Origin of the sequence: Streptomyces showdoensis, assembly GCF_039535475.1 — a bacterium.
In the GTDB taxonomy this organism is placed as follows: Bacteria; Actinomycetota; Actinomycetes; order Streptomycetales; family Streptomycetaceae; genus Streptomyces; species Streptomyces showdoensis.
The window spans coordinates 4,048,840-4,074,168 of record NZ_BAAAXG010000026.1 but is presented as its reverse complement, the minus strand read 5'-3'; the positions used below and the strand labels follow the sequence as shown (position 1 = coordinate 4,074,168).

The window sequence follows — 25,329 nt, the reverse complement described above, 5'->3', positions numbered from 1 at the left end:
CACAGGCTCTCTCCCTGTGGTGCCCTGGCCAGTACTCTCGCGGCCATGGAGCAGAGGCATCTCGGACGTACCGGCCTGCGCGTGTCCCGGCTCGGGCTCGGCACCCTCACCTGGGGCCGGGACACCGACGAGCACGACGCCGCCGAGCAGTTGAAGGCGTTCTGGGACGCGGGCGGCACCCTCGTCGACACCGCGGACGTGTACGGGGGCGGCGAGGCGGAGTACCTGCTCGGGCAGCTCATGGAGAACCTGGTGCCGCGCCGGGACCTGATCGTGTCGACCAAGGCCGGCAGCGTCCCCGACCCCGACCGGCGCACGGACGGCTCGCGCGGGCATCTGCTCGCGGCCCTCGACGCCTCCCTCGCCCGGCTCGGCACGGACTACGTGGACCTGTGGCAGCTGCACGCCTTCGACCCCCACACCCCGCTGGAGGAGTCGCTGCACGCCCTCGACATCGCCGTCCGCAGCGGCCGGGCCCGTTACGTCGGCGTGTCCGACTTCTGCGGCTGGCAGCTGGCGAAGGCCGGGACCTGGCAGCTGAGCGGGGACCGGACCCGGCTCGCCGGGACGCAGATGGAGTACTCGCTGCTCCAGCGCGGCGTGGAGCGGGAGGTGCTGCCGGCCGCCCTCGACCTCGGGATCGGGCTGCTGCCCTCCTCCCCGCTGGGCCGCGGGGTGCTCACCGGCAAGTACCGGCACGGCACCCCGGCGGACTCGCGCGGCGGCTCGGAGGCACTGGCGCCGTTCGTCGAGCCCTATCTGGACGAGGCGGCGAGCCGGATCGTGGACGCGGTCGCGACGGCGGCCGACGGCCTCGCGGCCACCCCGCTCCAGGTGGCCCTCGCCTGGGTCCGCGACCGTCCCGGAGTGACCGCCCCGATCATCGGCGCGCGCAACGCGCAGCAGCTCGCGGCCGCGTTGTCAGTGGAGAGCCTTAGTCTTCCTGACGAGATCTTCCGGGCCCTCGACGATGTGTCGGCGCCCGTGCACCACTATCCGGATCACGACTGGAGCACCTTGTGACCGAGCCTTCCGGGGAGACCCCGCCCGAGGCAGCCGCGCCCGCCGCCGACGCGGAGGGAGCGACCTCCGCGTCACCGGGCACCCCGGACAGCCCGGACAGCCCGGACAGCCCGGACACCCCCGATGGCGCGGTCGACGAGGGGACGGCCGGCGAAGGCGCCGACGAGGCTGCCGACGGCGGCGAGACCGCCGGGGCCGCTGACGGGGACGGGGACGGCAAGAAGACCGAGCTCTCCGAGGCGCAGGCCGAGCTCGCCGCGCAGCGGGAGCTGCGGGCGCGGATCGAGCAGCGCAAGGCCGAGCGGGCCACCCCGGTCGACGCGGGCGGCAAGCTCAGCGGGACGGCCGCCGACCTCCTCGCGGCCGTACGGGCCGTGGAGAGCGGCGCCAAGCCCGTCACGACCCTGCGGCCCGAGGTGCCCGCGCCCGCGCGGCCCGCTCCGGCCGCCGCGCCGGAGACGACGGTGCGCCCGCCGGCGCCCGCCGCCCCGGCGGTGACCGAGGAGACCACCTCCGCGGTGCGGCAGGTGCTCGCGCGCGGTGGGGCGCCCGAGGCGCTGGCCGGGCAGGTCGCCGCCGTGCTCGGTGAGGGCGCCGCCCGGGCGCTCGACGACGACCCCTGGCAGCTGCTGGCGGTGCCGGGGGTGCGCCCCGAGCAGGCCGACGGCTTCGCGCGGGCGCTGCTCGGCGCCGCGTGCGGTCCCGGCGACGAGCGGCGGGCCGTGGCGCTGACCGCCTGGCTCCTGGAGCAGGCCGCGCTCAAGGGGCACACGGCCCTGGAGATCGGCACCGTGCGGGACGGGCTGGCCCGGCTGTCGGTGCCCGAGCCCGGCAAGGCGGTGGAGTCCGCGATCTCCGAGGCGGCGGTCCTGGTCTTCCAGGAGGAGGACGAGGACGAGGGCGACGCCGACGAGGACGCAGAGGGTGCCGAGGGCACCGAGACCGCCGACGCTGCCGGTGCGCCCGAGGAGCGGCCGGAGCGGCCCGTGCTGCTCGGCCTGGAGCGGTACGCGCTGGCGGAGGAGAGCCTGGCCGACGGGCTGGCCCGGCTGATCCGCACGGTCGAGGCGGCCGACTGGGAGGGCTCCGAGCTGGCCCGCGCGGCCGGCGGGCACGGCCTGGTGCTGCACACCGGCGGCGAGGCGGCCCGCGGCGAGCCCGCCGCCCTCGCCGGGGCGGCCCGCGAGCGGGGCCTGCGGGTGGCCCTCGCGGCCCACACGGCGCGGGACGGCGCGGTGCCGGTTGCCGCGCTGCTCTCGGGCGCGGCGGGTCCCGGCCGCGACGAGGAGGGCGCCCTGGCCCTGGACCTGCTGGTCGTCCTGGACGCGCCGCAGCTGGACGTGGAGACGGCCGCCCTGCTCGTGGAGGCGCTGCCGGACGGCTGCCGGCTCGTCCTGGGCGGCGACCCCCATGTCCTCGGCGCCGCCGGTCCCGGCCGGGTCTTCGCCGATCTGCTCGCCGCCCGCGTCGCCCCGGTGATCGCGTCCAGGACGCCCGATCCGGGTCCGGTCGGCGAGCTGGTCTCGGGCATCGGCATCGGGGAGCTCAATCAGGTGGACGCCCCCGGCAAGGAGGTCGTGATCGTCCCGGTCCGGGACGCCGGCGAGGCGGTGCACCGCACGGTGCAGCTCGTCGCGGACTCGATCCCGCGCGCCCTCGGCCTGGCGGCCGACCGCACGCAGGTGATCACGGTCGGCCACGGCGGCGCCGCGGGCACCCGCGCGCTGAACGCGGCCCTCAAGCAGCGGCTCAACCCGGGCCCCGGCCGCTTCGGGGGATACGACCCGGGCGACCGGGTCGCCCACTCCCCCGCGCCGGGTCGGACCGTGCCGGGCACGGTCGTCTCGGCCGACGCCGAGGGGCTGCACCTGGACTGCGGGGGCGAGCGGGTCACCGTACCGAAGGAGCGGGTCGAGACCGCGCTGCGGCACGGGTGGGCGCTGACCGCGCACCAGGCCGCCGGGGCGCGCTGGCCGGCCGCGGTCGTCGTGCTGCCCGGGGACGCGGCGGCGGGCCTCAGCCGGGCCTGGGTGTACACCGCGTTCGGACGGGCCGAGCGGCATCTGTCGGTCGTCCACGGTGTGGACCAGGCGCTGCCGCGCGCGGTCGCCGAGGGCCTCGACCCGGAGCGCACGACCCGGCTCCGCCCGCTGATCGAGGCGCTGCTCCACGAGGAAGAGGCGTAGCACCGGACACACGGACGGCCGGCGTCCTCCCGCGTACCGCGGGGAGGACGCCGGCCGTCCGCTGTCGGTGGGCCGGGCGGTCCCTCAGACCCCGTGGGCCTGCTCCTCCGGCTCCTCCTCGGTCTCGTCGTCGAACACGGCGCTGATGTCGAAACGGCAGACGATCCGCTCCGGGTCGGCGTGGTCGAAGGGGGCGTTCAGCCACTCCCCCGGATCGGGCAGTTCGTCGGCCGCCTCGACCCAGAGGGTGGAGTCGCCCTCCTCCAGACCGAATTCCTTGTGACGGGACGCGATTTCGTCAGGTTCGTACTCGCCGAAGAGGGTTCCGAGGGCGGCATAGGTCGTGCCGGCGCCGTTCCCCTCCCGGTCGACTTCCACGATGCGCCGGGCCTGGGCGACGAGGCGCTTCGGTTCCACCACCGCGTAGTCGCGGCGGATCAGCACGCTGACGGCGTGCGGTTCCTCGGGCCCCGCGTAGGGCGGCAGGGCGTCGTCGGCGCCGGGGATCTCGAAGGGCGTGACCTCGTCGTACCGGTCGTAGAGGACCTCGTCGTACGCCTCCGCCGCCGCGGCGAGCGCGTTGAAGGCCTCGTAGACGGCCGGGTCGTCGTCCCCGGTGCGGCTCTCGACCGCCGCGAGGTGACGGTCCAGTGCGGTTTTGACCGCCTCGGCGGCGGCTCGTACCTCGGCAGCGGTGGGCTGCGCAGCATCAGACATAGGACAGACGCTATCCGTACCGGGCCCTTGGCCGCACAATAGATGCGATGCCGGAATACGAATTTGTCGACGTGTACGTGCCGCGCGGCGTCTCCCGCAAGGAGGCGACGAGGCTGCTGACCGACCATGCCGAGTACGGGCACTGGGAGTTGGACCGACTGAGCCTGCATCGGGACGGCAGCCGCAGAGTGCGGCTGCGCCGGCGCATCATCCGTCAGATCCGCGCCACCTGGTGAGACGCAGAAGGGGCCCCGCGATGCGGGGCCCCTGCCGTTTCCGTGCCGGTCAGGCGGTGCGGCGGGACCGCCGGTAGATCACGGAGCCGGCGAGCAGCAGGGCCGCGCCGGCCGGGACGGCCATGCCGACCGCACCGGCACCGGTGTGCGCGAGCTCCTCGCCGGGCGGCGTCTGGACGCCGGTGTGCGTACCGGGGGTGTTCGGCCCGTGCGGGTACCCGGGGGTACCGGGGTGCTCGCCGCCCTCGTTGCCGGGGGTGCCGGGAGTCCCGGGGGTGCCCGGCGTACCGGGCGTACCGGGCGTGCCCGGGTTCCCCGGGGTGCCGGGCGTACCCGGGTTGCCGGGGTTCCCGGGGTTGCCCGGATTACCGGGGTTCCCAGGATTCCCGGGGTTACCGGGATTGCCCGGGTTACCGGGATTGCCCGGGTTCCCCGGCTCCCCCGGGTGGCCGGGGTGTCCCGGGTGGCCCGGGGTCGTCGGCCCGGTGCCGTTGCCGCAGCCGTTGTTCGTGGCCGCGTTGCCGGCGCCGACGCCGTTGACGCTGTTGCCGCAGATGTTGATCGGGGCGTCCACCGGCACCTGGACGACGTTGCCGGACCCGACGCCCGGCGAGTGCGAGGCGCTGCCGTGGGCGGAGGAGCCGGAGCCGCCCTCGTCCCCGTAGCCGCCGGGGCGGCTCGTGTTGGCGCACTTGTTGCCCGACGCCGGGTTCATCAGACCGACGGCGTTGACGGTGTTGCCGCAGACGTTCACCGGCGCGTGCACCGGGACCTGGACGGCGTTGCCGGACCCGACGCCCGGCGAGTGGGAGGCCGTGCCGGTCGCGCCGGCGTCGGCGTGGGCGTAACCGCCGGTGAGGGCGATCATGCCGCCCGCCGCGGCGACGGTGAAGATGCTCTTCCGGGTGATGCGTGTGACCTGTCGCATTGCTGTGTTCCCGCTTCCCTGCATGCTCGGCTCGTGCGAAATGCCCACCGGCCCCGGAGTGCATGGCGCGCACTCCGGGGCCGGCCTTGGCTCAAACCCTCAGGGGGTGATGCTCAACGTCAGGCGTTGATGCAGGTGTTGCCGAAGGCGGGGTTCAGCAGACCGATCACGGAGACCGTGTTGCCGCACACGTTCACGGGGATGTGGATCGGCACCTGGACGACGTTGCCCGAGAGCACGCCGGGGGAACCGATGGCGGCACCCTGGGCACCCGAGTCGGCAACGGCCATGCCCGCACCCGCGAGAACGAGACCGCCGGTGGCAGCCGCAGCAGCGACGACCTTCTTGATCATTATTCCTCCTTGTTGGCAATGCGGTCCCAGCCGCGGACCGCACCACCTGTAACGAGGGGGAATCCAGGGGGCTACGAGACCCTGGAGGCATTCACTCTTTCCGGTCATCCACGCACGCGCGGTCGATTTCAGCAGGCGCCCGTCAGGGGGCGTCCTTCAGCAGGCGCCCGTCAGGGGGCGTCCTTCAGGAGGCGCCCTTCAGGAGGCGTCGATGAAGCGGTCCAGGACCCGGACACCGAACTTCAGGCCGTCCACCGGCACCCGCTCGTCGACGCCGTGGAACATGCCGGCGAAGTCGAGCTCCGGCGGCAGCTGCAGCGGGGCGAAGCCGAAGCAGCGGATGCCCAGGTCGTCGAAGGACTTGGCGTCGGTGCCGCCGGAGAGCATGTACGGCACGGCGCGCGCGATCGGGTCCTCGGCGCGCAGGGCCAGCTGCATGGCGTCGACCAGGGCGCCGTCGAAGCTGGTCTCCAGCGCCTTGTCCCCGTGCACGTCCTCGCGCTTGACCCGGGGCCCGAGGATCCGGTCGAGGTCGGCCAGGAACTCCTCCTCGTAGCCGGGCAGGAAGCGCCCGTCGACGTGGGCGGTGGCCTGGCCGGGGATGACGTTCACCTTGTAGCCGGCGCCGAGCATCGTCGGGGCGGCGGAGTTGCGCAGGGTGGCGCCGACCATCTTGGCGATGCCGCCGAGCTTGGCGAGGGTCGCGTCCATGTCCTCGGGGTCGAGCGGGGTGCCGAGCGCGTCCGAGAGCTCGTCGAGGAAGGAGCGCACGGTCTTGGTGACCCTGACCGGCCACTGGTGGCGGCCGAGCCGGCCCACGGCCTCGCACAGCTCGGTGATGGCGTTGTCGTTGTTGGTCATCGAGCCGTGACCCGCGGTGCCCTCGACGGTCAGCCGCATCCAGTGCATGCCCTTCTGGGCGGTCTCGACCAGGTAGAGCCGGAGGTTCTCGTTGACGGTGAAGGAGAAGCCGCCGACCTCGCCGATCGCCTCGGTCACCCCGTCGAAGAGGCCCCGGTGCTTGTCGACCAGGTGACGGGCGCCGTAGGTGCCGCCCGCCTCCTCGTCGGCGAGGAAGGCGAGGACGATGTCGCGCGGGGGCTTGCGGCCGCTGCGCATGCGGTCGCGGACGACCGCCAGGGTCATCGCGTCCATGTCCTTCATGTCGACGGCGCCGCGGCCCCAGACGCAGCCGTCGGCGACCTCGCCCGAGAAGGGGTGGTGGGTCCAGTCCTCGGCGTTGGCCGGGACGACGTCGGTGTGGCCGTGGATGAGCAGGGCCGGGCGGGACGGGTCCTCGCCCTCGATGCGGGCGACGGTGGAGGCCCGCCCCTTGTGCGACTCGATGATCTTGGGCTCGAGTCCGACCTCGGCGAGCTTCTCCGCGACGTACTCCGCCGCCGCCCGCTCGCCCGGGCCGGAGTGGTCGCCGTAATTGCTGGTGTCGATGCGGATGAGGTCACGACAGAGGTCGACGACCTCGTCCTCGCCCGTGACGGTCCGGCCGGTGTTCGACTCGCTCACGCTGCTTCCTCCCACTACGTGCCCCATGTGCTGGCTGTGATCCACCCATCCTCCCGCGTGCCCCCCTCCAGGCCCAAGGGCGGCCGTCGGCCGACATGTGCCCGACACACGAGGGGCCGGAGGTCACGCGGGGAGGGGGCGTACGGGGGTGGTGATCGGCCACCCCAGATGTTTGCTATGGTTTTCCTCGTCGGAAGGGGCCAGCGGCCACGAAGACGAGATCACCTGTCCGGGTGGCGGAATGGCAGACGCGCTAGCTTGAGGTGCTAGTGCCCTTTATCGGGCGTGGGGGTTCAAGTCCCCCCTCGGACACCAGCGAAAGACCCCACGTCACGTGGGGTCTTTCTCGTTAGGGCGGTAGGACCGGTGCGACGCAGAGGCAAGGCTCCCGCCTCCCCCCTCCCCCAGCGGGACGGCATCGATCCCGTGCGGGTCCGGCTGCCCGAGGATCCGGAGCGGCGGTGGGCCACCGTGCGCGCGCACCTGCTGGACCGGTACGCGGCGGTCGTCGGGGCCGCACGGGTCGAGGCGATGCTGCGCGAGGGCCGGTTCGTCGGGGCGGACGGGACCGCGGCCGACGGGGACGAACCCTACGTGCCGGGGCGCCACCTCTGGTTCCACCGGGACTTCCCCGCCGAGGAGCGGGTGCCCTTCGAGGTCGAGGTCGTCCACCGGGACGAGCGGATCGTGGTGGCGGACAAGCCGCACTTCCTGGCGACGATGCCGCGGGGCCGCCACGTCACGGAGACGGCGCTGGCCCGGCTGCGGCGGGAGCTGGGGCTGCCGGCGCTGCAGCCCGCGCACCGGCTGGACCGGCTGACGGCGGGGCTGGTGCTCTTCGTCGTACGGCCGGAGGACCGGGGGGCGTACCAGACGCTGTTCCGGGACCGGGCCGTGCGCAAGGCGTACGAGGCGGTGGCGCCGTACGACCCGGCGCTGGAGCTGCCGGTGACCGTGCGGAGCCGGATCGAGAAGGAGCGCGGGGTGCTGGCCGCCCGGGAGGTGCCGGGCGAGCCGAACGCCGAGAGCCGGATCGAGCTCCTGGCGCACGCGCACGGGCTCGCCCGGTACCGGCTGGTGCCGGTGACCGGGCGGACCCATCAGCTGCGGGTGCACATGAACGCGCTCGGGCTGCCGATCCTGCACGACCCGCTGTACCCGGTGGTCCGTGCGGACGGGCCGGAGGACCACGCGCGGCCGCTGCAGCTGCTGGCGCGGTCGCTGGGGTTCACCGACCCGTTCACGGGTGAGCCGAGGCGCTTCGTGAGCCGGCGCCCGCTCAGTGCCCTCGGCCACGCGGCGGAGCCGCAGATCTAGGGATGCCACTCCTCCAGGTGCGGAGCCTCCGCGCCGATGGTGGTGCTGTCGCCGTGGCCGGTGCGGACCACCGTCTCGGGCGGCAGGGTGAGGAGCTTCTCCCGGATCGACCCGACGATGGTCGGGAAGTCCGAGTAGGACCGCCCGGTCGCGCCGGGGCCGCCCTGGAAGAGGGTGTCGCCGGTGAAGACGGTGCCCAGATCGGGGGCGTACAGGCAGACCGCGCCGGGGGCGTGGCCGGGCGTGTGGAGGACGTGCAGGTCGGTCCCGGCGATGGTGAGGACCTGGCCGTCGGCGAGGTCTCCGTCGGGGGTGTGGTCGGGGTGGGTGAGCTTCCACAGCGGCTGGTCGGCCGGGTGGAGCAGGATCCGGGCGCCGGTGGCGGCGGCGAGGGCCGGGGCCGCGTCGATGTGGTCGTCGTGGGCGTGGGTGCAGACGATGGCGCGCAGGGCGCGGCCGTCGAGGGCGGCGAGGACGGCGTCGGCGTCGTGGGCGGCGTCGATGACGACGGCCTCGGTGTCGTCGCCGACGATCCAGACGTTGTTGTCCACCTCCCAGGTGCCGCCGTCGAGGCTGAAGGTGCCGGAGGTGACCAGGTGGTCGATGCGGGTGCCCATCAGAGGACCACCACCGAGCGCAGGACGTCGCCCTCGTGCATGCGGGCGAAGGCCTTCTCGACCTCGCCGAGTCCGATGGTCTCGGTGACGAAGGCGCCGAGGTCGATGCGGCCCTGCTGGTGCAGGTCGATCAGCATCGGGAAGTCGCGGGAGGGCAGGCAGTCCCCGTACCAGGAGGACTTGAGGGCGCCGCCGCGGCCGAAGACGTCGAGGAGGGGCAGTTCGAGCTTCATCTCCGGGGTGGGGACGCCGACGAGGACGACGGTGCCGGCGAGGTCGCGGGCGTAGAAGGCCTGGCGGTAGGTCTCGGGGCGGCCGACGGCCTCGATGACGACGTCGGCGCCGAAGCCGCCGGTGAGCTCGCGGACCGCCTCGACGGGGTCGCCGGCGCGGGAGTCCACGGTGTGGGTGGCGCCCATCTCGCGGGCCTTGGCGAGCTTCCGCTCGTCGATGTCGACGGCGATGATCCGGGCGGCTCCGGCGAGCCGGGAGCCGACGATCGCCGCGTCGCCGACGCCTCCGCAGCCGATGACGGCGACGGTGTCGCCGCGGCCGACGTTCCCGGTGTTGAGGGCGGCGCCGATGCCGGCCATCACACCGCAGCCGAGGAGTCCGGCGACCTCGGGGGCGACGGCCGGGTCGACCTTGGTGCACTGCCCGGCGGCGACCAGGGTCTTCTCGGCGAAGGCGCCGATGCCGAGCGCCGGGGAGAGCTCGGTGCCGTCGAGCAGGGTCATCTTCTGCCGGGCGTTGTGGGTGTCGAAGCAGTACCAGGGGCGGCCGCGCAGGCAGGCCCGGCACTGGCCGCAGACGGCACGCCAGTTGAGGATCACGAAGTCGCCGGGGGCGACGTCGGTGACGCCCTCGCCGACCGACTCGACGACGCCCGCCGCCTCGTGGCCGAGGAGGAAGGGGAACTCGTCGTTGATGGCGCCCTGTTTGTAGTGGAGGTCGGTGTGACAGACACCGCAGGCCTGGATCTTCACGACGGCCTCACCGGGGCCGGGGTCGGGGATCACGATCGTCTCGACCCGGACCGGCTCGTTCCTGCCGGGGGCGACGACCCCCTGGACCTGCTGCGCCATCGTGGACTTCCCTTCCACCGAAACGGTGACCCGCGTTACGGATGTGACGATATCGGCCAGGTTACGCGGCCCCCGCAACCTTCGTCCCGTCGCTCGCCGTCTCCTGCCCCAGCAGGCATGACACAGCCTCAGGGGGAAACGATGACCAGTGAACTCGAACCGTACGTCGACCCGTTGACCGTCCCGCCGGTGCTGCGGCCCGAACCGGGCGGCGACACGGCGGAGATCGAGATCTCCTTGCGCCCGGCCTGGGTGCGGATGCACCGTCAGCTGCCGCCCACGCCGATGTGGGGGTACGAGGGGAGCGTCCCGGGTCCGACGATCGAGGTGCGGCGGGGGCAGCGGCTGCGGGTGGCGTGGACCAACCGGATCCCGAAGGGCAGCGAGTATCCGGTGACCGTGGTCGAGGTGCCGCGCACCGAGGGGCGGCCCGATCCGCACAACCGGCCGGGCCGGGAGGGCGTGGAGCCGGTCCGCGAGGCGGCGGCGCTGCCGGCCTGGTCGGTGACGCACCTGCACGGGGCGCAGACCGGCGGCGGCAACGACGGGTGGACGGACAACGCGGTCGGCTTCGGGGGCGCGCAGCTGTCGGAGTACCCGAACGAGCACCAGGCGGTGCACTGGTGGTACCACGACCACGCCATGAACATCACCCGGTGGAACGTGTACGCGGGTCTGATGGGCACCTATCTGGTGCGGGACGACGAGGAGGACGCGCTGGGTCTGCCGTCCGGGGAGCGGGAGCTGCCGCTGGTCCTGGCGGACCGGAACCTGGACACCGACGCGGACGGGGAGCTGAACGGGCGGCTGCTGCACAAGACGACGCGGCTGGTGGCCAGCCACCCGGAGACGGGGAAGCCGGTCGGGCTGCCGTTCGTCGGCCCGTACACGACGGTCAACGGCACGATCTGGCCGTATCTGGACGTGCTGGACGGCTGGTACCGCTTCCGGCTGGTGAACGCGTCGAACGCGCGGACCTACGACCTGGTCCTCGTCGACGAGGACGACCGGCCGGTGCCGGGCGCGGTGCACCAGATCGGGAGCGACGGCGGGCTGCTGCCGCGCCCGGTGGCCTTCGACTTCGAGGAGGGCGACGGGGGCGCGGAGAGCGTGGCGCCGCTGACGATCGCCCCGGCCGAGCGCTTCGACCTGCTGGTCGACTTCCGGGGCCGGGCAGGGCAGCGCCTGCGGCTGGTGAACAAGGCCGTGGGGCGGGGGCCCGGGGTGCCGGACGCGACGCTGAACGTGCCGTATCCGCAGGTGATGGAGTTCCGCGTCGGTGAAGGAGCCGAGGACGGCGGCTGCGACGGTTTCGCGTTGCCGTCGGTGCTCTCGGGGTCCTTCCGGCGCTACGACCACGCGCACGTCGAGCACGGGCACCGGCTCGTGGTGCTCACGCCGCCGGGGACGGTCGGGGGCGGCGGGCATCCGGAGATGTGGGAGATGGAGGAGGTTCCGGAGAAGGAGGGCGCCCGGCTGCGGCTGCCGGCGAACGGGGTGATCCAGATCCAGTCGGCGGACGGCAAGGTGCGCACGTACCGCCGTACGGCCCGGACGTTCAACGACGGGCTCGGCTTCACGATCGGCGAGGGCTCGTACGAGCAGTGGTCGTTCCTGAACCTGGCCCCGGGGCCGCTGATGCACCCGATGCACATCCACCTGGCGGACTTCCAGGTGATGGGCCGGGAGGCGTACGCGACGGGCGGCTTCGACGGGGCGGTGGGCGGTTCGCGCTCGCCGGTGCGGTTCGACCCGGCGCGGCCGGTGCCGGTGCCGCCGAACGAGGCGGGCTGGAAGGACGTCTTCCGGGTGCCGGGCGGGGAGCTGGTGCGGGTGATGGGCCGCTTCGACGGGGCGTACGGCCGCTTCATGTACCACTGCCATCTGCTGGAGCACGAGGACATGGGGATGATGCGGCCGTTCGTGGTGGTGCCCCCCGAGGTGCTGCCCTTCGACCACGGTGCCGGGCACGGGCACGGGGGCCACTGAGGCGCCGGGTCGGCGAGGCACCCGGTCACCGGGGCGTCCGGCCGGTGACGGCGTACGAGGCCCCCGCGCGCGGTGTGCGCGCGGGGGCCTCCTCCCGTGGGGGGTCTCAGTCCCGGTTGCGGCCCTCGGTGGCGCGGACCCGGCCGCGGACCAGGAACCAGCCGCCGACCAGCGCGGCCGCGATGAGCGGCAGGCAGGCGACGGTGGTGCGGCCGACGCCGCCGTCCATCCACATGAGGACGAGGACGGAGGCCAGGAAGGCGAGGGTCACGATCTGGGTGTACGGGGCCCAGGGCAGGTTGTAGCCGGGGCGGGCGACCCTGCCCTGGCGGGCGGCGCGCCAGAACAGCAGCGAGCAGACCATGATCATCGCCCAGGTGCCGACGATGCCGATCGAGGCGAAGTTGAGGACCAGCTCGAAGGCCTCGCCGGGCATCACGTAGTTGAGGGCGACGCCGAGGACGCCGAAGCCCGCGGTGAGCAGGATGCCGCCGTAGGGCACGCCGCCCTTGTTCATGACGCCGGTGAACTTGGGCGCGGAGCCGGCCAGCGACATGGAGCGCAGGATGCGGCCGGTGGAGTAGAGGCCCGAGTTGAGGCTGGAGAGGGCGGCGGTGAGGACCACCAGGTTCATCACGCCGGCGGCGCCGGGGATGCCCAGCTTGTCGAAGACGGTGACGAAGGGGCTCTGGTCGCCGGTGTAGGCGGTGTACGGGAGGATCAGCGCGAGCAGGACGACGGAGCCGACGTAGAAGAGGCCCACCCGCCACATGATCGAGTTGATCGCCTTCGGCATGATCTTCTCGGGGTTCTCGGTCTCGCCGGCGGCGACGCCGCACAGTTCGACGGAGGCGTAGGCGAAGACGACGCCCTGGATGAGCAGCAGCATCGGCATCACGCCGTTGGGGAAGATGCCGCCGTTGTCGGTGATGTTGGCGAGGCCCGGGGTGTGGCCGCCGACCTCGTGCTGGGTGACGACGAGGAAGATGCCGACGAGCATGAAGGCGACCAGGGCGGCCACCTTGATGATCGCGAACCAGAACTCCATCTCGCCGAAGTACTTCACCGAGATGAGGTTGGCGGCGAGGACGACCGCGAGGGCGATCAGGGCGAGGATCCACTGCGGGACGTCGCTGAACATCGCCCAGAAGTGGGCGTAGGTGGCCGCGGCGGTGATGTCGGCGACGGCGGTGGTCGACCAGTTGAGGAAGTAGAGCCAGCCGGCCGTGTAGGCGCCCTTCTCGCCCATGAACTCCCGCGCGTAGGAGACGAAGGCGCCGGAGGAGGGGCGGTAGAGCACGAGCTCGCCGAGGGCCCGGACGACGAAGAAGGCGAAGACGCCGCAGACCGCGTACGCGATGAAGAGCGAGGGTCCGGCGTTGGCCATCCGGCCGCCGGCGCCGAGGAAGAGGCCCGTGCCGATGGCGCCGCCGATGGCGATCATGTTGATGTGCCGGGACTTGAGGTCCTTGCGGTATCCGGCGTCGCCGGCGTCGATGTGGGGGGGACGCCGTGGAGCCTGCGGCCGCCGGGGCGGCGGTCTGCGGCTCGGCCGCGGTGACGCGGTCGCTCATGGAGTTGTTCGCCTTCGTGAGGGGGTGGGTCGTGCGGTACCCGGCCGTGCCTCCCGGGGGTTCACCCCGGCACGGCCCGCGCACATCCTCACGGCAATGCGCGGCCCTGACTGTGGCGGATGTCACTGAACGCCCGGATTTGAGCTAGTTCAGAGGTTGGAGAGCGCCCGGCCCGGGGGCGCGAGGGGCCGCCTCAGGGCGCCAGGACGTCCAGCTCCTTGAGCGCGCCGACGGCGATCTCCCGGGTCAGCGCCTCGGCGCGGGCGGCGTCCCGCTCGCGTACGGCCTCGGCGACCTGGACGTGGAGGGTGACGGCGGCCGGGTCGGGGTCCTCGAACATCACCTGGTGGCGGGTGCGGCCGCTGAGGACCTCGGCGACCACGTCCCCGAGCCGGGCGAACATCTCGTTGCCGGAGGCGTTGAGGACGACCCGGTGGAAGGCGATGTCGTGCACCAGGTACTCCTCCAGCCGGCGCCCGCGCGAGGTGGCGACCATGCCGAGGGCCTGCTCGGTGAGCTCGCGGCACTGCTCGGGGGTGGCGTGCAGGGCGGCGAGTCCGGCGGCGACCGGTTCGACCGCGGAGCGCAGCACGGTGAGCGAGCGGAGCTGGCGGGGGCGGTCGGCGCCGGCCAGGCGCCAGCGGATGACCTGGGGGTCGTACACGTTCCACCGCTCGGTGGGCAGCACGATCACGCCGACCCGGCGCCGGGACTCGACCAGGTGCATGGACTCCAGGACGCGCACGACCTCGCGCACGACGGTCCGGGAGACCTCGAAGCGCTCGGCGAGCTCGTCGCTGCGCAGCACGGCACCGGGCGGGTACTCGCCGGCGGTGATCGCGAGGCCCAGGGCGTTGAGGACGTGCGGGTGGAGCCCCTGGGCCGTGGTCGTCATGGTGGCCAGCCTATGTCGGATCACACAGGTGATCACGCCGGGAAGAATAAGTACGACTTATTTGTCACAGCCTCTTGAATACGTCGTACCCAACGGGTTTCATGAGCGCGACGGATCGATGTCGAAGAAGACAGCGAGGCACCCCCCATGAGCTCCACCCCCCAGCCCGTCCCGGCCGGCCCTCCGCAGGTCGTCGTCGTGATGGGCGTCGCCGGAACCGGCAAGACCACGATCGGGCCCCTGGTGGCCGAGGCGCTCGGCCTGCCGTACGCGGAGGGCGACGACTTCCACCCGGCGGCCAACGTGGCCAAGATGTCGGCCGGGATCCCCCTGGACGACACGGACCGGGAGCCCTGGCTCGACGCCATCGGGCGCTGGGCGCACGGGCGGGCCGGGCTCGGCGGTGTGGTGAGCAGCTCCGCGCTGAAGCGGATCTACCGGGACCGGCTGCGTGCCGCCGCCCCCGGCGTGGTCTTCCTCCATCTGACCGGCGACCGGGAGCTCATCGAGCAGCGGATGGCCGCGCGCAAGGGCCACTTCATGCCGACCGCGCTCCTCGACTCGCAGTTCGCCACCCTGCAGCCGCTGCGGGAGGACGAGGCGGGCGTCGCCGTCGACGTCTCCGGCACCCCCGAGGACATCGCCACCCGGGCCGTCGCCGCGCTGCGCCGACTGGCGGCCTGACCCCGTCCCGCAGCCGCCCGGGCCCGCGCGCCCGCGCAGCCCCGTAGCCCCGTAGCCCTTCAAGGCCCCCCGTCCCCCTCTCCCCTACCCTCCCCTTCCAAGGACCCACCGTGACCAGTCTCAGCGTCGAGATCCTGGCAGCGGACGCCGCCGAACCGATCACCTCGGCAGGCAACGCCCAGCTCGGCATCGCCGTCCTCGCCGGCATCGCCGTCATCGTCCTGCTCATCACCAAGTTCAAAGTGCACGCGTTCCTCGCCCTGACCATCGGGTCGCTGGCGCTGGGCGCGTTCGCGGGCGCCCCGCTCGCGGACACCATCAAGTCCTTCACCACCGGGCTCGGCAGCACCGTGGCCGGCGTGGGCGTGCTCATCGCCCTCGGCGCGATCCTCGGCAAGCTGCTGGCCGACTCCGGCGGCGCCGACCAGATCGTCGACACGATCCTGGCGAAGACCGGCAAGAAGGCCATGCCCTGGGCGATGGTGCTCATCGCCTCCGTGATCGGACTGCCCCTCTTCTTCGAGGTCGGCATCGTGCTGCTGATCCCGGTGGTGCTGCTGGTCGCCAAGCGCGGCAACTACTCGCTGATGCGGATCGGCATCCCGGCCCTCGCCGGCCTCTCCGTCATGCACGGCCTCATCCCGCCGCACCCCGGCCCGCTCGTCGCGATCGACGCGGTCGGCGCCAACCTGGGCGTCACCCTCGCCCTCGGCCTGGTCGTCGCGATCCCGACCGTGATCATCGCCGGTCCGGTCTTCTCCCGCTACGCCGCCCGTTGGGTGGACATCCCGGCGCCGGAGAAGATGATCCCGGTCCGCCCCTCCGAGGACCTGGAGAAGCGTCCCGGCTTCGGTGCCACCGTGGCCACCGTGCTGCTGCCCGTCGTCCTCATGCTGGTGAAGGCGCTCGTCGACATCGTCGTCGACGACCCGGCCAACGGCGTGCAGAAGGTCACCGACGTCATCGGCTCCCCGCTGATCGCCCTGCTCGCCGCCGTCATAGTGGGCATGTTCACCCTGGGCCGGGCGGCCGGCTTCACCAAGGAGCGCCTCTCCTCCACCGTCGAGAAGTCACTCGCCCCCATCGCGGGCGTGCTGCTCATCGTCGGCGCCGGCGGCGGCTTCAAGCAGACCCTCATCGACATCGGCGTCGGCCAGATGATCCTGGACTTCTCCGAGAACTGGTCGATCCCCGCCCTGCTGCTCGCCTGGCTGATCGCGGTCGCGATCCGGCTGGCGACCGGCTCGGCCACGGTGGCGACGATCTCGGCGGCCGGCCTGGTGGCCCCGCTCGCCGAGGGCATGTCGACGGGCGAGGTCTCCCTCCTCGTCCTCGCGATCGGCGCCGGTTCGCTCTTCTTCAGCCACGTCAACGACGCGGGTTTCTGGCTGGTGAAGGAGTACTTCGGGATGAGCGTCGGCCAGACGGTCAGGACCTGGTCGGTGATGGAGACGATCATCTCGGTGGTCGGGATCGTGTGCGTGCTGCTGCTGTCGCTGCTGATGTAGCCGACGTGGCCGATGTGGCCGCTGCGGCCCCTGTGGCGCGGTCCCCGTGACGAGGCCCCGGTGTGCGGAGACCCGCACTCCGGGGCTTTGCCGTGGGCCCGGTCCGCCGACGGACCGTCCCGGCGTTCCGTCAGCCCACCGCCTCCGCCGCCGCCCGGCCCGCCGCACGGCCGGAGAAGAGGCAGCCGCCGAGGAAGGTGCCTTCGAGGGAGCGGTAGCCGTGCACCCCGCCGCCGCCGAAGCCGGCCGCCTCGCCCGCCGCGTACAGGCCGGGGAGCGGCTCGCCGGTGTCGGTCAGGACGCGGGAGGAGAGGTCGGTCTGCAGGCCGCCGAGGGACTTGCGGGTGAGGATGTTCAGGCGTACGGCGATCAGCGGGCCGGCCTTCGGGTCGAGCAGGCGGTGCGGGGCGGCCGTGCGGATCAGCCGGTCGCCCAGGTAGCGGCGGGCGCCCCGGATCGCCGTGACCTGGAGGTCCTTGGTGAAGGGGTTGGCGATCTCGCGGTCGCGGGCGGTGATCTCGCGGCGCAGGCCGTCCTCGTCGATCAGGTCCTTGCCGGTGATCCGGTTCATGCCGCGGACCAGGGCGGCGAGGTCGCGCTCGACGACGAAGTCGGCGCCCTTGTCCATGAAGGCCTTCACGGGGCCGGGCACGTCGGCGCGGGCGCGGCCGATGACGTCGCGGACCGACTTGCCGGTGAGGTCGGGGTTCTGCTCGGAGCCGGAGAGGGCGAACTCCTTGCCGATGATCCTCTGGTCGAGCACGAACCAGGTGTGGTCGTGGCCGGTCCGCATGATGTGTTCGAGGGTGCCGAGGGTGTCGAAGCCGGGGAAGAGCGGGACCGGCAGCCGCCTGCCGGTCGCGTCGAGCCAGAGCGAGGACGGGCCGGGCAGAATGCGGATGCCGTGCCGGGCCCAGATCGGGTCCCAGTTCTCGATGCCCTCGGTGTAGTGCCACATCCGGTCGCGGTTGACGTGGTGTGCGCCGGCCTTCTCCGCGATGCCGAGCATCAGGCCGTCGACGTGGGCCGGGACGCCGGACAGCAGCTTGGCGGGCGGGGTGCCGAGCCGTTCGGGCCACTGCGCGCGGACGAGGTCGTGGTTGCCGCCGATGCCGCCGGAGGTGACGATCACGGCCTGGGCGCGCAGGGTGAAGGAGCCGGTGGCCTCGCGGCCGCTGGCGGTGCCGCGCGGGGCGTCGGACGGGGCCAGGACCTCACCGGTGACGGTGTCGACGGCGCCCGCGGTGCGGGAGAGGCCGGTCACCCGGTGGCGGAAGCGGAAGCGGACCAGGCCGCGGGCCACGCCCTCGCGGACCCGGGCCTCGAAGGGGGCGACGAGGCCCGGCCCGGTGCCCCAGGTGATGTGGAAGCGCGGGACGGAGTTGCCGTGGCCGTTGGCGTCGTAGCCGCCGCGCTCGGCCCAGCCGACCACGGGGAAGAAGCGCACGCCGAGGGCGTGCAGCCAGGCGCGCTTCTCACCGGCCGCGAAGTCGACGTACGCCTCGGCCCAGCGGCGCGGCCATGCGTCCTCGGGGCGGTCGAAGCCGGCCGTGCCGAGCCAGTCCTGGAGGGCGAGGGCGTGGCTGTCGCGGATCCGCATCCGGCGCTGCTCGGGCGAGTCGACGAGGAAGAGGCCGCCGAAGGACCAGTGGGCCTGGCCGCCGATCGACTGCTCGGGTTCCTGGTCGAGCAGGATCACGGACCGGCCGGCGTCGACCAGCTCGGCGGTGGCGACGAGTCCGGCGAGGCCGGCTCCGATGACGATGACGTCGGCGTCGTAGGCGTGGGGCATGGACCGCATCTTGGATACACCGATGTATCGAGTCAACGGTTCGAGGCACTTTGCCCGCGACTTTCGCCGGACGACTGCCCCTCCCGCTTTCTAATGTCGAGCATTAATATGGACCCATGGCAAGGACGTCAGGGCCCGAGACCAGGGAGAAACTGATCCGTGCGGCGGAGGAGGTCTTCGCCGCCCAGGGCGTGGACGGCGCGCAGCTGCGGGACATCGTGGCGCGCGCCGGGCAGGGCAATCCGTCCGCCGTCCAGTACCACTTCGGCTCCCGCGCCGGGCTGCTCGACTCCGTGATGGCCGGCCGCCAGCTGCGGACCGAGCAGGTGCTCGACCCGCTCCTCGCCGCCGCCCCCGACGAGCCGCACGCGCTCGTCGCCGCGCTGGTCGCCGCCGAGTCGAGCGAACTGCGCACCGACCGGGGCCGGCGCTGCCTGCGGATCTCCGCGCAGCTCAGCCACGAGAGCGGGGTCCGCACCCGCACGCCCCACCCCACGCTCGCCGGCACCGGCTACTGGCGCCTGATCGAGCGCCTGGAGTCCTGCCTGGCCGCCGCCGGCCTGCCCGAGCCGCTGCGCCTGGAGCGCCTCGACCTGGCGCTCACCGTCGTGGGCGCGGCGATGGCCGACCGGGCCCGGCAGTACCTCGACGGCACCGAACCGCTCACCGGAGAGGCGCTCTTCCTCGCCGATCTGGTCGAGACCACCACGGCGCTCCTCCTGGCCGCACGGCCCCGGAGCGGCGCCCACCCCCCTAGGGCCCCGAAAGGACCTCACATGAGCGAGCTGACGACCGCGCACCACCCGCACGACCTGACCGGCCGGACCGTCCTCGTCACCGGCGGCGCCCGCGGCCTCGGCGCCGAGGCCGCCCGGCAGGCCGTGGCCGCCGGTGCGAACGTCGTGATCACCGACGTGCTCGACGAGGAGGGCAAGGCGACCGCCGCCGAGCTCGGCGAGCGGGCCCGGTTCCTCCACCACGACGTGACCTCGGAGGAGGAGTGGGCCGCGGCCGTCGCGTACGCCGTCGAGGAGTTCGGCGGGCTGCACGGCCTGGTGAACAACGCCGGCATATCGACCGGCGCCTTCCTGGAGACCGAGTCGGTCGAGCACTTCCGCAAGGTCCTCGACATCAATCTGACCGGCGTCTTCATCGGCATGAAGGCCGCGATCCCCGCGATGAGGGCGGCGGGCGGCGGCTCGATCGTCAACATCTCCTCGGCCGCCGGCCTGATGGGCCTCGCGCTGACCGCCGGGTACGGCGCCTCCAAGTGGGGCGTGCGCGGGCTGACCAAGATCGGCGCCGTGGAGCTCGGCACCTCGCGGATCCGCGTCAACTCGGTCCACCCGGGCATGACGTACACCCCGATGACCGCCTCGGTCGGCATCGAGAAGGGCGAGGGCAACTACCCCAACACCCCGATGGGCCGGGTCGGCGAGGCCCCCGAGATCGCGGGCGCGGTCGTCTTCCTGCTCTCGGACGCCGCCTCGTACGTGACCGGCGCGGAGCTGGCGGTGGACGGCGGCTGGACGACCGGTCCGACGGTGAAGTACGTCATGGGTCAGTGACCGCGGGGCGGCGGGCTCCGACGGCGGTGATTTCATGGGCCCATGAGCGCTGCCGATGAGGTACTCGACGTCGTCGACGAGAACGACCGGGTGATCGGGCGGGCCCCGCGCGGCGAGGTGTACGCGCGGGGCCTGATCCACCGCTGCACCTTCATCCGGGTGCGGGATGCCGAGGGACGGGTCTTCGTCCACCGCAGGACCCCGACGAAGCTGGTCTTCCCCTCGCTGTACGACATGTTCGTCGGCGGGGTGGTGGGCGCGGGCGAGTCCTACGACGACGCCGCCCTGCGGGAGGCCGAGGAGGAGCTGGGGGTGTCCGGGCTGCCCCGGCCCACGCCGCTGTTCCGCTTCCTGTACGACTCCGGGGGCATGGCCGGGAAGTGGTGGTCGGCCGTGTACGAGGTGCGCTGCGAGCTGCCGGTGCGCCCGCAGGCGGAGGAGGTGGCCTGGCACGCCTTCCTCCCGGAGGAGGAGCTGGCGGCGCGGCTCGCCGAGTGGGAGTGGGTGCCGGACGGCCTCGCCGCGTACGAGCGACTGCGGACGCTGCGGGCACCCTGAGCGGCTGCGGGCACGCTGAGCCGGTGCGGGCGTCGCGGGCGCGCTGAGCGGTGCGGGCCGCCCTCAGCGGCCGCGGGCGCCGTGGGCGATCTGAGCCGGTGCGGGCGTCGCGGGCGCCTTCGCCCGCCGGGCGGTGTGATCATCAGACGGATAGGGTGCCCGCGTGAGCGACTTCATACAGAGCCTGCGGCTGTGGTTCGCGCCGCGGCGCCTCCGGGAGGAGGGCGAGACCCCCGACTACCGCTTCTCCCTGGCGAACGAGCGGACCTTCCTCGCCTGGATCCGGACCGCGCTCGCACTGATCGGCGGCGGCTTCGCCGTGGACCAGTTCCTGCCGGACCTGCGCTGGGGCGTCCGGGTCGGGCTCGCGCTCGCGCTGCTCGCGGCGGGCGTGCTGTGCGCGCTGCGCGCGGTGAACCACTGGGTGCGCTGCGAGCGGGCCATGCGGCGCGGCGAGGACCTGCCGGTCTCCCGCTTCCCGGCCGTGCTCAGCCTGGCGGTGGCGGTGGTCGCCGTCGCGATGGTGGTGGTCGTCGTCTTCGGCTGGGCCGGGCGGTGACCCGGGCGGGCGACGGGGGCGGGCCGGCCCTCCGGGACCCGGGGCTCCAGCCCGAGCGCACGCGGCTGGCCTGGCGGCGCACCACGCTGTCCTGCACCGTGGTCGCGGTGCTCGCGGGCAAGCAGGCGATCCACGACGGGGTGACGGCGACCGGGCTGCTCGCGGCGGGGCTCTCGGCGCTGGTGTGGATCGGCTTCCTCGCGGTGGCGCACCGCCGGATCCAGTCGCTGGGCGCGGCGCGGCCGCGCCCGCTGTCGCTGCGGAGCGCCTGGCTCGCGGCGCTGTGCACGGTCGCGTTCGCCGGTTTCGCGGTGGCGATCGTGCTGTGAGGCGCGGCGTACGCCCCCGCGGCGGGCGGAGTGCGCGGATCTGAAGAAACGGGCATTCCGGACTAGCCTGAGGTGGTCAGCCGACCCCTCGCAGAGGCGGAGTCATGACCGTCACCCACCACGAGCACGCCACCCACGCGCACAGCCACGGCCCGGCCTGCGGGCACACCGCCGTCCCCCACCGGGACCACGTGGACTACGCGCACGACGGGCACCTGCACCGCGAGCACGCCGGACACTGGGACGAGTGCGAGTCCTCCGCGCACGTGGCGCACACCCACCCGGACCACACCCACGGACCGGACTGCGGACACACCGCCGTCCCGCACGGCGACCACGTCGACTACGCCCACGACGGGCACCGGCACGCCGAGCACGGCAACCACTGGGACGACCACTGACGTTCCCGTCCGCCGATCTCGGCCCCGGTTTCCCCCGGACCCCGCGCGCCTGGCACCCTTCCCCTGTCCAGTCGGGCTCTCATCCGGGGGAACTCCTGTGCCTGCCACCGATCCGTACGTGGTCACGCTCGCGCCGCACGTCCACGCCTTCGTCCAGCCCGACGGGGGCTGGTGCCTGAACAACGCCGGGTTCCTCGGCGACGGGGACGAGACGCTGCTCGTCGACACGGCCGCCACCGAGCGGCGGGCCCTGCTGCTGCGCGACGCGGTCCGCGAGGCGGGGCTTCCGGCGCCGCGCACGATCGTCTCCACGCACCACCACGGCGACCACACCTATGGCAACGGGGTGTTCCTGCCCGGGGCGCGGATCGTCGGCCACGAGAACTGCCGGGCCGAACAGCTCGCCGCCGGGCACCAGCTCCACCTGCTGTGGCCGCAGACCGACTTCGGCCGGATCGAGATCCGGCCGCCGCACCTCACGTACCGGGACTCCCTCACGCTGTACGTCGGCGAGGTCGAGGTGCGGGTGATCCACCCCGGTCCGGCGCACACCACCGGCGACTCGATCGTCCATCTCCCCGATCAGGGCGTCGTCTTCACCGGCGACCTGGTCTTCCACGGCGGCACGCCCTTCCTGCCGATGGGCTCGCTCGCCGGTTCGCTGCGCGCGCTCGCGCTGCTGCGCTCGCTCGACGCGCCGACGGTGGTGCCCGGGCACGGCCGGGTCACCGACCCCTCGGCGTACGACGCGACCGAGCGCTACCTGCTCTGGGTGCGGGAGCTGGCGCGCGAGGGCCACGCGAAGGGGGATCCGCCGCTGGAGACGGCCCGGGCCGCGGAGCTCGGCGAGTTCGCCGCGTGGCGGGAGAGCGAGCGGCTGGTGGCGAACCTGCACCGGGCGTACGCCGAACTGGACGGCCTGCCGGACGGTCACCCGCTGGACCCGGTGGCGGTCTTCGGGGACATGGCGGCGATGAACGGCGGGGTGCCGGTGGCCTGCCACGCCTGACGGGCCTCGCGGGCGCTCACTCCGGCCGTGCCCTGCGCAGGGCCGCCGCGTCGTCGCGGTCCCGCAGCGTCCCGTCGTCGTCGAGCCACCGGCGGTGGAGGTCCGCCAGCCGGTCGCGGTCGAGGTCGACGCCGAGGCCGGGCGCGTCGGAGACGGCGAGGCGTCCGGCCCGGAAGCGGGGCGGGACGGTGACGACGTCGTCGGTCTGCCACGGGTAGTGGGTGTCGCAGGCGTGGGCGAGCTGCGGCAGGGTCGCGGCGACCTGGGTCATGGCGGCGAGGCTGATGCCCAGGTGCGTGTTGGAGTGCATGGAGAGCCCGACGCCGTACGTGCGGCAGAGCGCGGCGAGTTCGCGCGTGCGGTGCAGCCCGCCCCAGTAGTGGTGGTCGCAGAGCACGATCCGCACCGCCCCGCGCGCGAAGGCCTCGGGCGCCTCCGCGAAGGTGGTCACGCACATGTTGGTGGCCAGCGGCACGTCCGTGCGGGCGGCGACCTCGGCCATCGCCGGGGTGCCGGTGACCGGGTCCTCCAGGTATTCGAGGAGGTCGCCGAGTTCGGCGGCGACGGCGAGGGCGGTCGCCACGGACCAGGCCCCGTTGGGGTCGAGGCGCAGCGGCCGGCCGGGGAACTCCCCGGCCAGGGCGCGGATCGCCGCGGCCTCGCGCTCCGGCGCCAGGACGCCGCCCTTGAGCTTGAACGAGCCGAAGCCGTGGGCCGCCTCGAAGCGGCGGGCCTGCTCGACGACGCCGGCCGGGTCGAGGGCCTCGCCCCAGGCGTCGGGGGCCGCGCCCGGGTGGGCGGCCCATTTGAAGAAGAGGTAGGCGCTGTACTCGACCTCCTCGCGGACCCGCCCGCCGAGCAGCGCGTGGACCGGGACGCCGAGGCTCCGGCCGAGGGCGTCCAGGCAGGCGGTCTCGAAGGCGGAGACGACCGAGAGGCGCAGCTTCTCGGCGGTCCGGACGCCGCGCAGCCCGCCCGCGTCGACCCGCCCGTCCACGACTCCGGCGGGCGCCGCGCCGCACACGTCCGCCGCCAGCCGGAACAGGCCGTTCACGTCCGTGACCGACCGGCCGGGCAGCGCCGCGGCCAGCGGGCGCGCCAGGGCGAGGTAGGCGGTGTCGCCGTAGGTCTCGCCGAGGCCGGTGATCCCGCCCCGGGTCTCCACCTCCACCACCAGGCGGGGGGTAAGGGGCTGGTGGACGCCCTGGGTGTTGAGGAGGGGCGGGTCCTTGATCAGGATCGGGGTCAGCCGGACGTCCTCGATGCGCAGCGCTGAATCCATATGTGAACCCTATTCAGATTCAGGTACGCACGACCAGAGGCGTGCAGGACTCTCCTCCCGACCCCGCCGCCCGCCCCCGCCGTCCCCCTGGACGACATACCGACTGGTCGGTCATCATGAACGCCGACGCCGATCCCGGAGGTACGCCCCCATGAGCTCCACCCCGCCGCCCGGTTCCCCGCCCCCCGGCCTCGACCCCGAGCGGCTGCGCGGCTTCCTCGACCGCGAGCGGCCCGGCCTCGTCGCCGGCCCGCTCACCGCCCGGCTGATCGAGGGCGGCCGGTCGAACCTCACCTACGGCGTGACCGACGGCACCGGCCGCTGGGTCGTGCGCCGCCCGCCGCTCGGCCACGTCCTCGCCACCGCGCACGACATGAGGCGCGAGCACCGGGTCATCAGCGCCCTGCGCGGCACCGCCGTGCCCGTGCCGGAGACCGTCGCGCTCTGCGAGGACGAGTCGGTGCTCGGGGCGCCGTTCTACGTCATGGAGTTCGTGCCCGGCACCCCGTACCGCTCGGCCGCCGAGCTCGCCCCGCTCGGGCCCGCCCGCACCCGCGAGGCCGTACTCGGGCTCGTCGACACCCTCGTCGACCTGCACGCCGTGGACCCCGCCGCCGTCGGGCTCGACGACTTCGGGCGCCCCGAGGGCTTCCTCGACCGGCAGCTGCGCCGCTGGGGCAAGCAGCTCGCCGCCTCCCGGGGCCGGGACCTGCCGGGGATCGACGAGCTGCACGCCGCGCTCGGCCGCGGTCTGCCGGCCTCGCCCGCGCCGGCCGTCGTGCACGGCGACTACCGGCTCGACAACGTCCTCGTCGGCGAGGACGACCGCATCAAGGCGGTCCTCGACTGGGAGATGTCGACCCTCGGCGACCCGCTCACCGACCTCGGGCTGCTCGTCATGTACAGCGCGCCGCTGGAGCTGCCGGACTCCCCCGTCTCCACCACCGCCTCGGCCGCCGGCCACCCCACGCCCGGCGAGCTGATCGAGCGCTACGCCGCCCGCTCCGGCCGGGACACCGGCGCCGTCTCCTGGTACACCGCCTTCGCCTGGTTCAAGCTGGCCGTGATCCTGGAGGGCATCCACTACCGCTACACCCTCGGGCAGACCGTCGGAGCCGGCTTCGACCGCATCGGCGAGCTCGTCCCCGTCTTCATCGAGCACGGCCTCACCACCCTCCAGGAAGGCTGATCCGTC

The 25,329-nt window shown here is 73.4% G+C and carries 23 protein-coding genes, 1 tRNA gene and 2 pseudogenes; 16 read left to right on the top strand and 10 right to left on the bottom strand.

Going from position 1 to position 25,329, the window contains the following annotated elements; genetic code table 11:
- The first annotated feature begins 45 nt into the window (after window positions 1-45).
- Both ABD981_RS31695 and ABD981_RS31690 read left to right on the top strand, forming a co-directional pair.
- Window positions 46-1,023, top strand: a complete 978-nt coding sequence (locus ABD981_RS31695; RefSeq protein ID WP_046912136.1) for an aldo/keto reductase — start codon at window positions 46-48, stop codon at window positions 1,021-1,023.
- Window positions 1,020-3,209: a helix-hairpin-helix domain-containing protein gene (locus ABD981_RS31690; protein WP_345530442.1), complete on the top strand. Its 2,190-nt coding sequence runs from the start codon at window positions 1,020-1,022 to the stop codon at window positions 3,207-3,209. Before ABD981_RS31695 ends, ABD981_RS31690 begins: the two co-directional genes overlap by 4 nt.
- 84 nt (window positions 3,210-3,293) lie before the next feature.
- On the opposite strand, the gene ABD981_RS31685 is transcribed toward ABD981_RS31690, so the two are convergent.
- Complete coding sequence (locus ABD981_RS31685) at window positions 3,294-3,926, bottom strand: hypothetical protein (protein WP_345530440.1); 633 nt, start codon at window positions 3,924-3,926, stop codon at window positions 3,294-3,296.
- A gap of 47 nt (window positions 3,927-3,973) precedes the next feature.
- Between ABD981_RS31685 and ABD981_RS31680 the strand changes: the two genes are divergently transcribed.
- The gene (locus ABD981_RS31680; protein ID WP_125749393.1) at window positions 3,974-4,162 is read left to right on the top strand and encodes a DUF5703 family protein; all 189 of its coding nucleotides are present in this window, start codon (window positions 3,974-3,976) and stop codon (window positions 4,160-4,162) included.
- A gap of 49 nt (window positions 4,163-4,211) precedes the next feature.
- Here the strand turns inward: ABD981_RS31680 and ABD981_RS31675 are convergent, their stop codons facing one another.
- The 3 genes from ABD981_RS31675 to ABD981_RS31665 all read right to left on the bottom strand — a co-directional run bounded on the left by ABD981_RS31675 (window position 4,212) and on the right by ABD981_RS31665 (window position 6,967).
- Window positions 4,212-5,090: a chaplin gene (locus tag ABD981_RS31675; RefSeq protein ID WP_345530438.1), complete on the bottom strand. Its 879-nt coding sequence runs from the start codon at window positions 5,088-5,090 to the stop codon at window positions 4,212-4,214.
- Window positions 5,091-5,209: 119 nt separating this feature from the next.
- The gene (gene chpH / locus ABD981_RS31670) at window positions 5,210-5,443 is read right to left on the bottom strand and encodes a chaplin ChpH (RefSeq protein WP_345530437.1); all 234 of its coding nucleotides are present in this window, start codon (window positions 5,441-5,443) and stop codon (window positions 5,210-5,212) included.
- A 198-nt stretch (window positions 5,444-5,641) separates the two neighbouring features.
- On the bottom strand, window positions 5,642-6,967 hold the full coding sequence (locus tag ABD981_RS31665; protein WP_345530436.1) for a M20/M25/M40 family metallo-hydrolase: 1,326 nt from the start codon (window positions 6,965-6,967) through the stop codon (window positions 5,642-5,644).
- 227 nt (window positions 6,968-7,194) lie between these two features.
- On the opposite strand from ABD981_RS31665, the gene ABD981_RS31660 reads away from it, so the two are divergent.
- Together ABD981_RS31660 and ABD981_RS31655 are read left to right on the top strand one after the other, a co-directional pair.
- Window positions 7,195-7,282 (top strand) — tRNA-Leu (locus ABD981_RS31660).
- 51 nt (window positions 7,283-7,333) lie between these two features.
- A complete protein-coding gene (locus ABD981_RS31655; protein ID WP_046911431.1) occupies window positions 7,334-8,284 on the top strand; it encodes an RluA family pseudouridine synthase in 951 nt (316 codons plus the stop codon).
- Here ABD981_RS31655 and ABD981_RS31650 read toward each other — a convergent pair.
- Together ABD981_RS31650 and ABD981_RS31645 are read right to left on the bottom strand one after the other, a co-directional pair.
- Window positions 8,281-8,901, bottom strand: a complete 621-nt coding sequence (locus tag ABD981_RS31650) for an MBL fold metallo-hydrolase (RefSeq protein WP_046911430.1) — start codon at window positions 8,899-8,901, stop codon at window positions 8,281-8,283. The genes ABD981_RS31655 and ABD981_RS31650 overlap by 4 nt on opposite strands.
- Complete coding sequence (locus ABD981_RS31645) at window positions 8,901-9,986, bottom strand: S-(hydroxymethyl)mycothiol dehydrogenase (protein WP_046911429.1); 1,086 nt, start codon at window positions 9,984-9,986, stop codon at window positions 8,901-8,903. The genes ABD981_RS31650 and ABD981_RS31645 overlap by 1 nt, the downstream gene beginning before the upstream one ends.
- A 141-nt stretch (window positions 9,987-10,127) precedes the next feature.
- Between ABD981_RS31645 and phsA the strand changes: the two genes are divergently transcribed.
- On the top strand, window positions 10,128-11,975 hold the full coding sequence (gene phsA, locus ABD981_RS31640; RefSeq protein ID WP_240495452.1) for an O-aminophenol oxidase PhsA: 1,848 nt from the start codon (window positions 10,128-10,130) through the stop codon (window positions 11,973-11,975).
- A gap of 106 nt (window positions 11,976-12,081) precedes the next feature.
- Here the strand turns inward: phsA and ABD981_RS31635 are convergent.
- Both ABD981_RS31635 and ABD981_RS31630 read right to left on the bottom strand, forming a co-directional pair.
- Window positions 12,082-13,549, bottom strand: a pseudogene (locus ABD981_RS31635) (amino acid permease).
- Window positions 13,550-13,742: 193 nt separating this feature from the next.
- On the bottom strand, window positions 13,743-14,444 hold the full coding sequence (locus ABD981_RS31630) for a FadR/GntR family transcriptional regulator (protein WP_046911426.1): 702 nt from the start codon (window positions 14,442-14,444) through the stop codon (window positions 13,743-13,745).
- Window positions 14,445-14,591: 147 nt separating this feature from the next.
- On the opposite strand from ABD981_RS31630, the gene ABD981_RS31625 reads away from it, so the two are divergent.
- Window positions 14,592-15,128 carry a gluconokinase gene (locus ABD981_RS31625; protein ID WP_046911425.1) on the top strand — a complete coding sequence of 179 codons (537 nt, stop codon included), beginning with the start codon at window positions 14,592-14,594 and terminating at the stop codon, window positions 15,126-15,128.
- Window positions 15,129-15,238: 110 nt separating this feature from the next.
- Window positions 15,239-16,636 carry a GntP family permease gene (locus ABD981_RS31620; protein ID WP_046911424.1) on the top strand — a complete coding sequence of 466 codons (1,398 nt, stop codon included), beginning with the start codon at window positions 15,239-15,241 and terminating at the stop codon, window positions 16,634-16,636.
- Window positions 16,637-16,766: 130 nt separating this feature from the next.
- On the opposite strand, the gene ABD981_RS31615 is transcribed toward ABD981_RS31620, so the two are convergent.
- Window positions 16,767-18,428, bottom strand: coding sequence for an FAD-binding dehydrogenase (locus ABD981_RS31615; RefSeq protein WP_046911423.1), 1,662 nt, complete (start codon window positions 18,426-18,428; stop codon window positions 16,767-16,769).
- Between the two features lie 116 nt (window positions 18,429-18,544).
- On the opposite strand from ABD981_RS31615, the pseudogene ABD981_RS31610 reads away from it, so the two are divergent.
- The 7 genes and pseudogenes from ABD981_RS31610 to ABD981_RS31580 form a co-directional block, all read left to right on the top strand.
- Window positions 18,545-19,183: pseudogene (locus ABD981_RS31610) on the top strand (TetR/AcrR family transcriptional regulator); the annotation flags it as partial.
- A gap of 21 nt (window positions 19,184-19,204) precedes the next feature.
- Window positions 19,205-19,996 (top strand): glucose 1-dehydrogenase, encoded by a 792-nt coding sequence (locus ABD981_RS31605; protein ID WP_046911434.1) that lies wholly within the window; start codon window positions 19,205-19,207, stop codon window positions 19,994-19,996.
- 42 nt (window positions 19,997-20,038) lie between these two features.
- Window positions 20,039-20,554, top strand: coding sequence for an NUDIX hydrolase (locus tag ABD981_RS31600; RefSeq protein ID WP_046911422.1), 516 nt, complete (start codon window positions 20,039-20,041; stop codon window positions 20,552-20,554).
- Between the two features lie 163 nt (window positions 20,555-20,717).
- Window positions 20,718-21,113: a YidH family protein gene (locus ABD981_RS31595; protein ID WP_046911421.1), complete on the top strand. Its 396-nt coding sequence runs from the start codon at window positions 20,718-20,720 to the stop codon at window positions 21,111-21,113.
- Entirely contained in the window at window positions 21,110-21,442 is a 333-nt protein-coding gene (locus tag ABD981_RS31590; protein ID WP_046911420.1) for a DUF202 domain-containing protein, read from the top strand. Before ABD981_RS31595 ends, ABD981_RS31590 begins: the two co-directional genes overlap by 4 nt.
- A gap of 104 nt (window positions 21,443-21,546) precedes the next feature.
- Window positions 21,547-21,843 carry a hypothetical protein gene (locus ABD981_RS31585; RefSeq protein WP_046911419.1) on the top strand — a complete coding sequence of 99 codons (297 nt, stop codon included), beginning with the start codon at window positions 21,547-21,549 and terminating at the stop codon, window positions 21,841-21,843.
- Between the two features lie 97 nt (window positions 21,844-21,940).
- Complete coding sequence (locus ABD981_RS31580; protein WP_046911418.1) at window positions 21,941-22,852, top strand: MBL fold metallo-hydrolase; 912 nt, start codon at window positions 21,941-21,943, stop codon at window positions 22,850-22,852.
- A 16-nt stretch (window positions 22,853-22,868) separates the two neighbouring features.
- Here ABD981_RS31580 and ABD981_RS31575 read toward each other — a convergent pair whose 3' ends face one another.
- Window positions 22,869-24,134, bottom strand: coding sequence for an enolase C-terminal domain-like protein (locus tag ABD981_RS31575; protein WP_046911417.1), 1,266 nt, complete (start codon window positions 24,132-24,134; stop codon window positions 22,869-22,871).
- A gap of 151 nt (window positions 24,135-24,285) precedes the next feature.
- On the opposite strand from ABD981_RS31575, the gene ABD981_RS31570 reads away from it, so the two are divergent.
- The gene (locus tag ABD981_RS31570) at window positions 24,286-25,323 is read left to right on the top strand and encodes a phosphotransferase family protein (protein WP_046911416.1); all 1,038 of its coding nucleotides are present in this window, start codon (window positions 24,286-24,288) and stop codon (window positions 25,321-25,323) included.
- The last annotated feature ends 6 nt before the right edge of the window (window positions 25,324-25,329 follow it).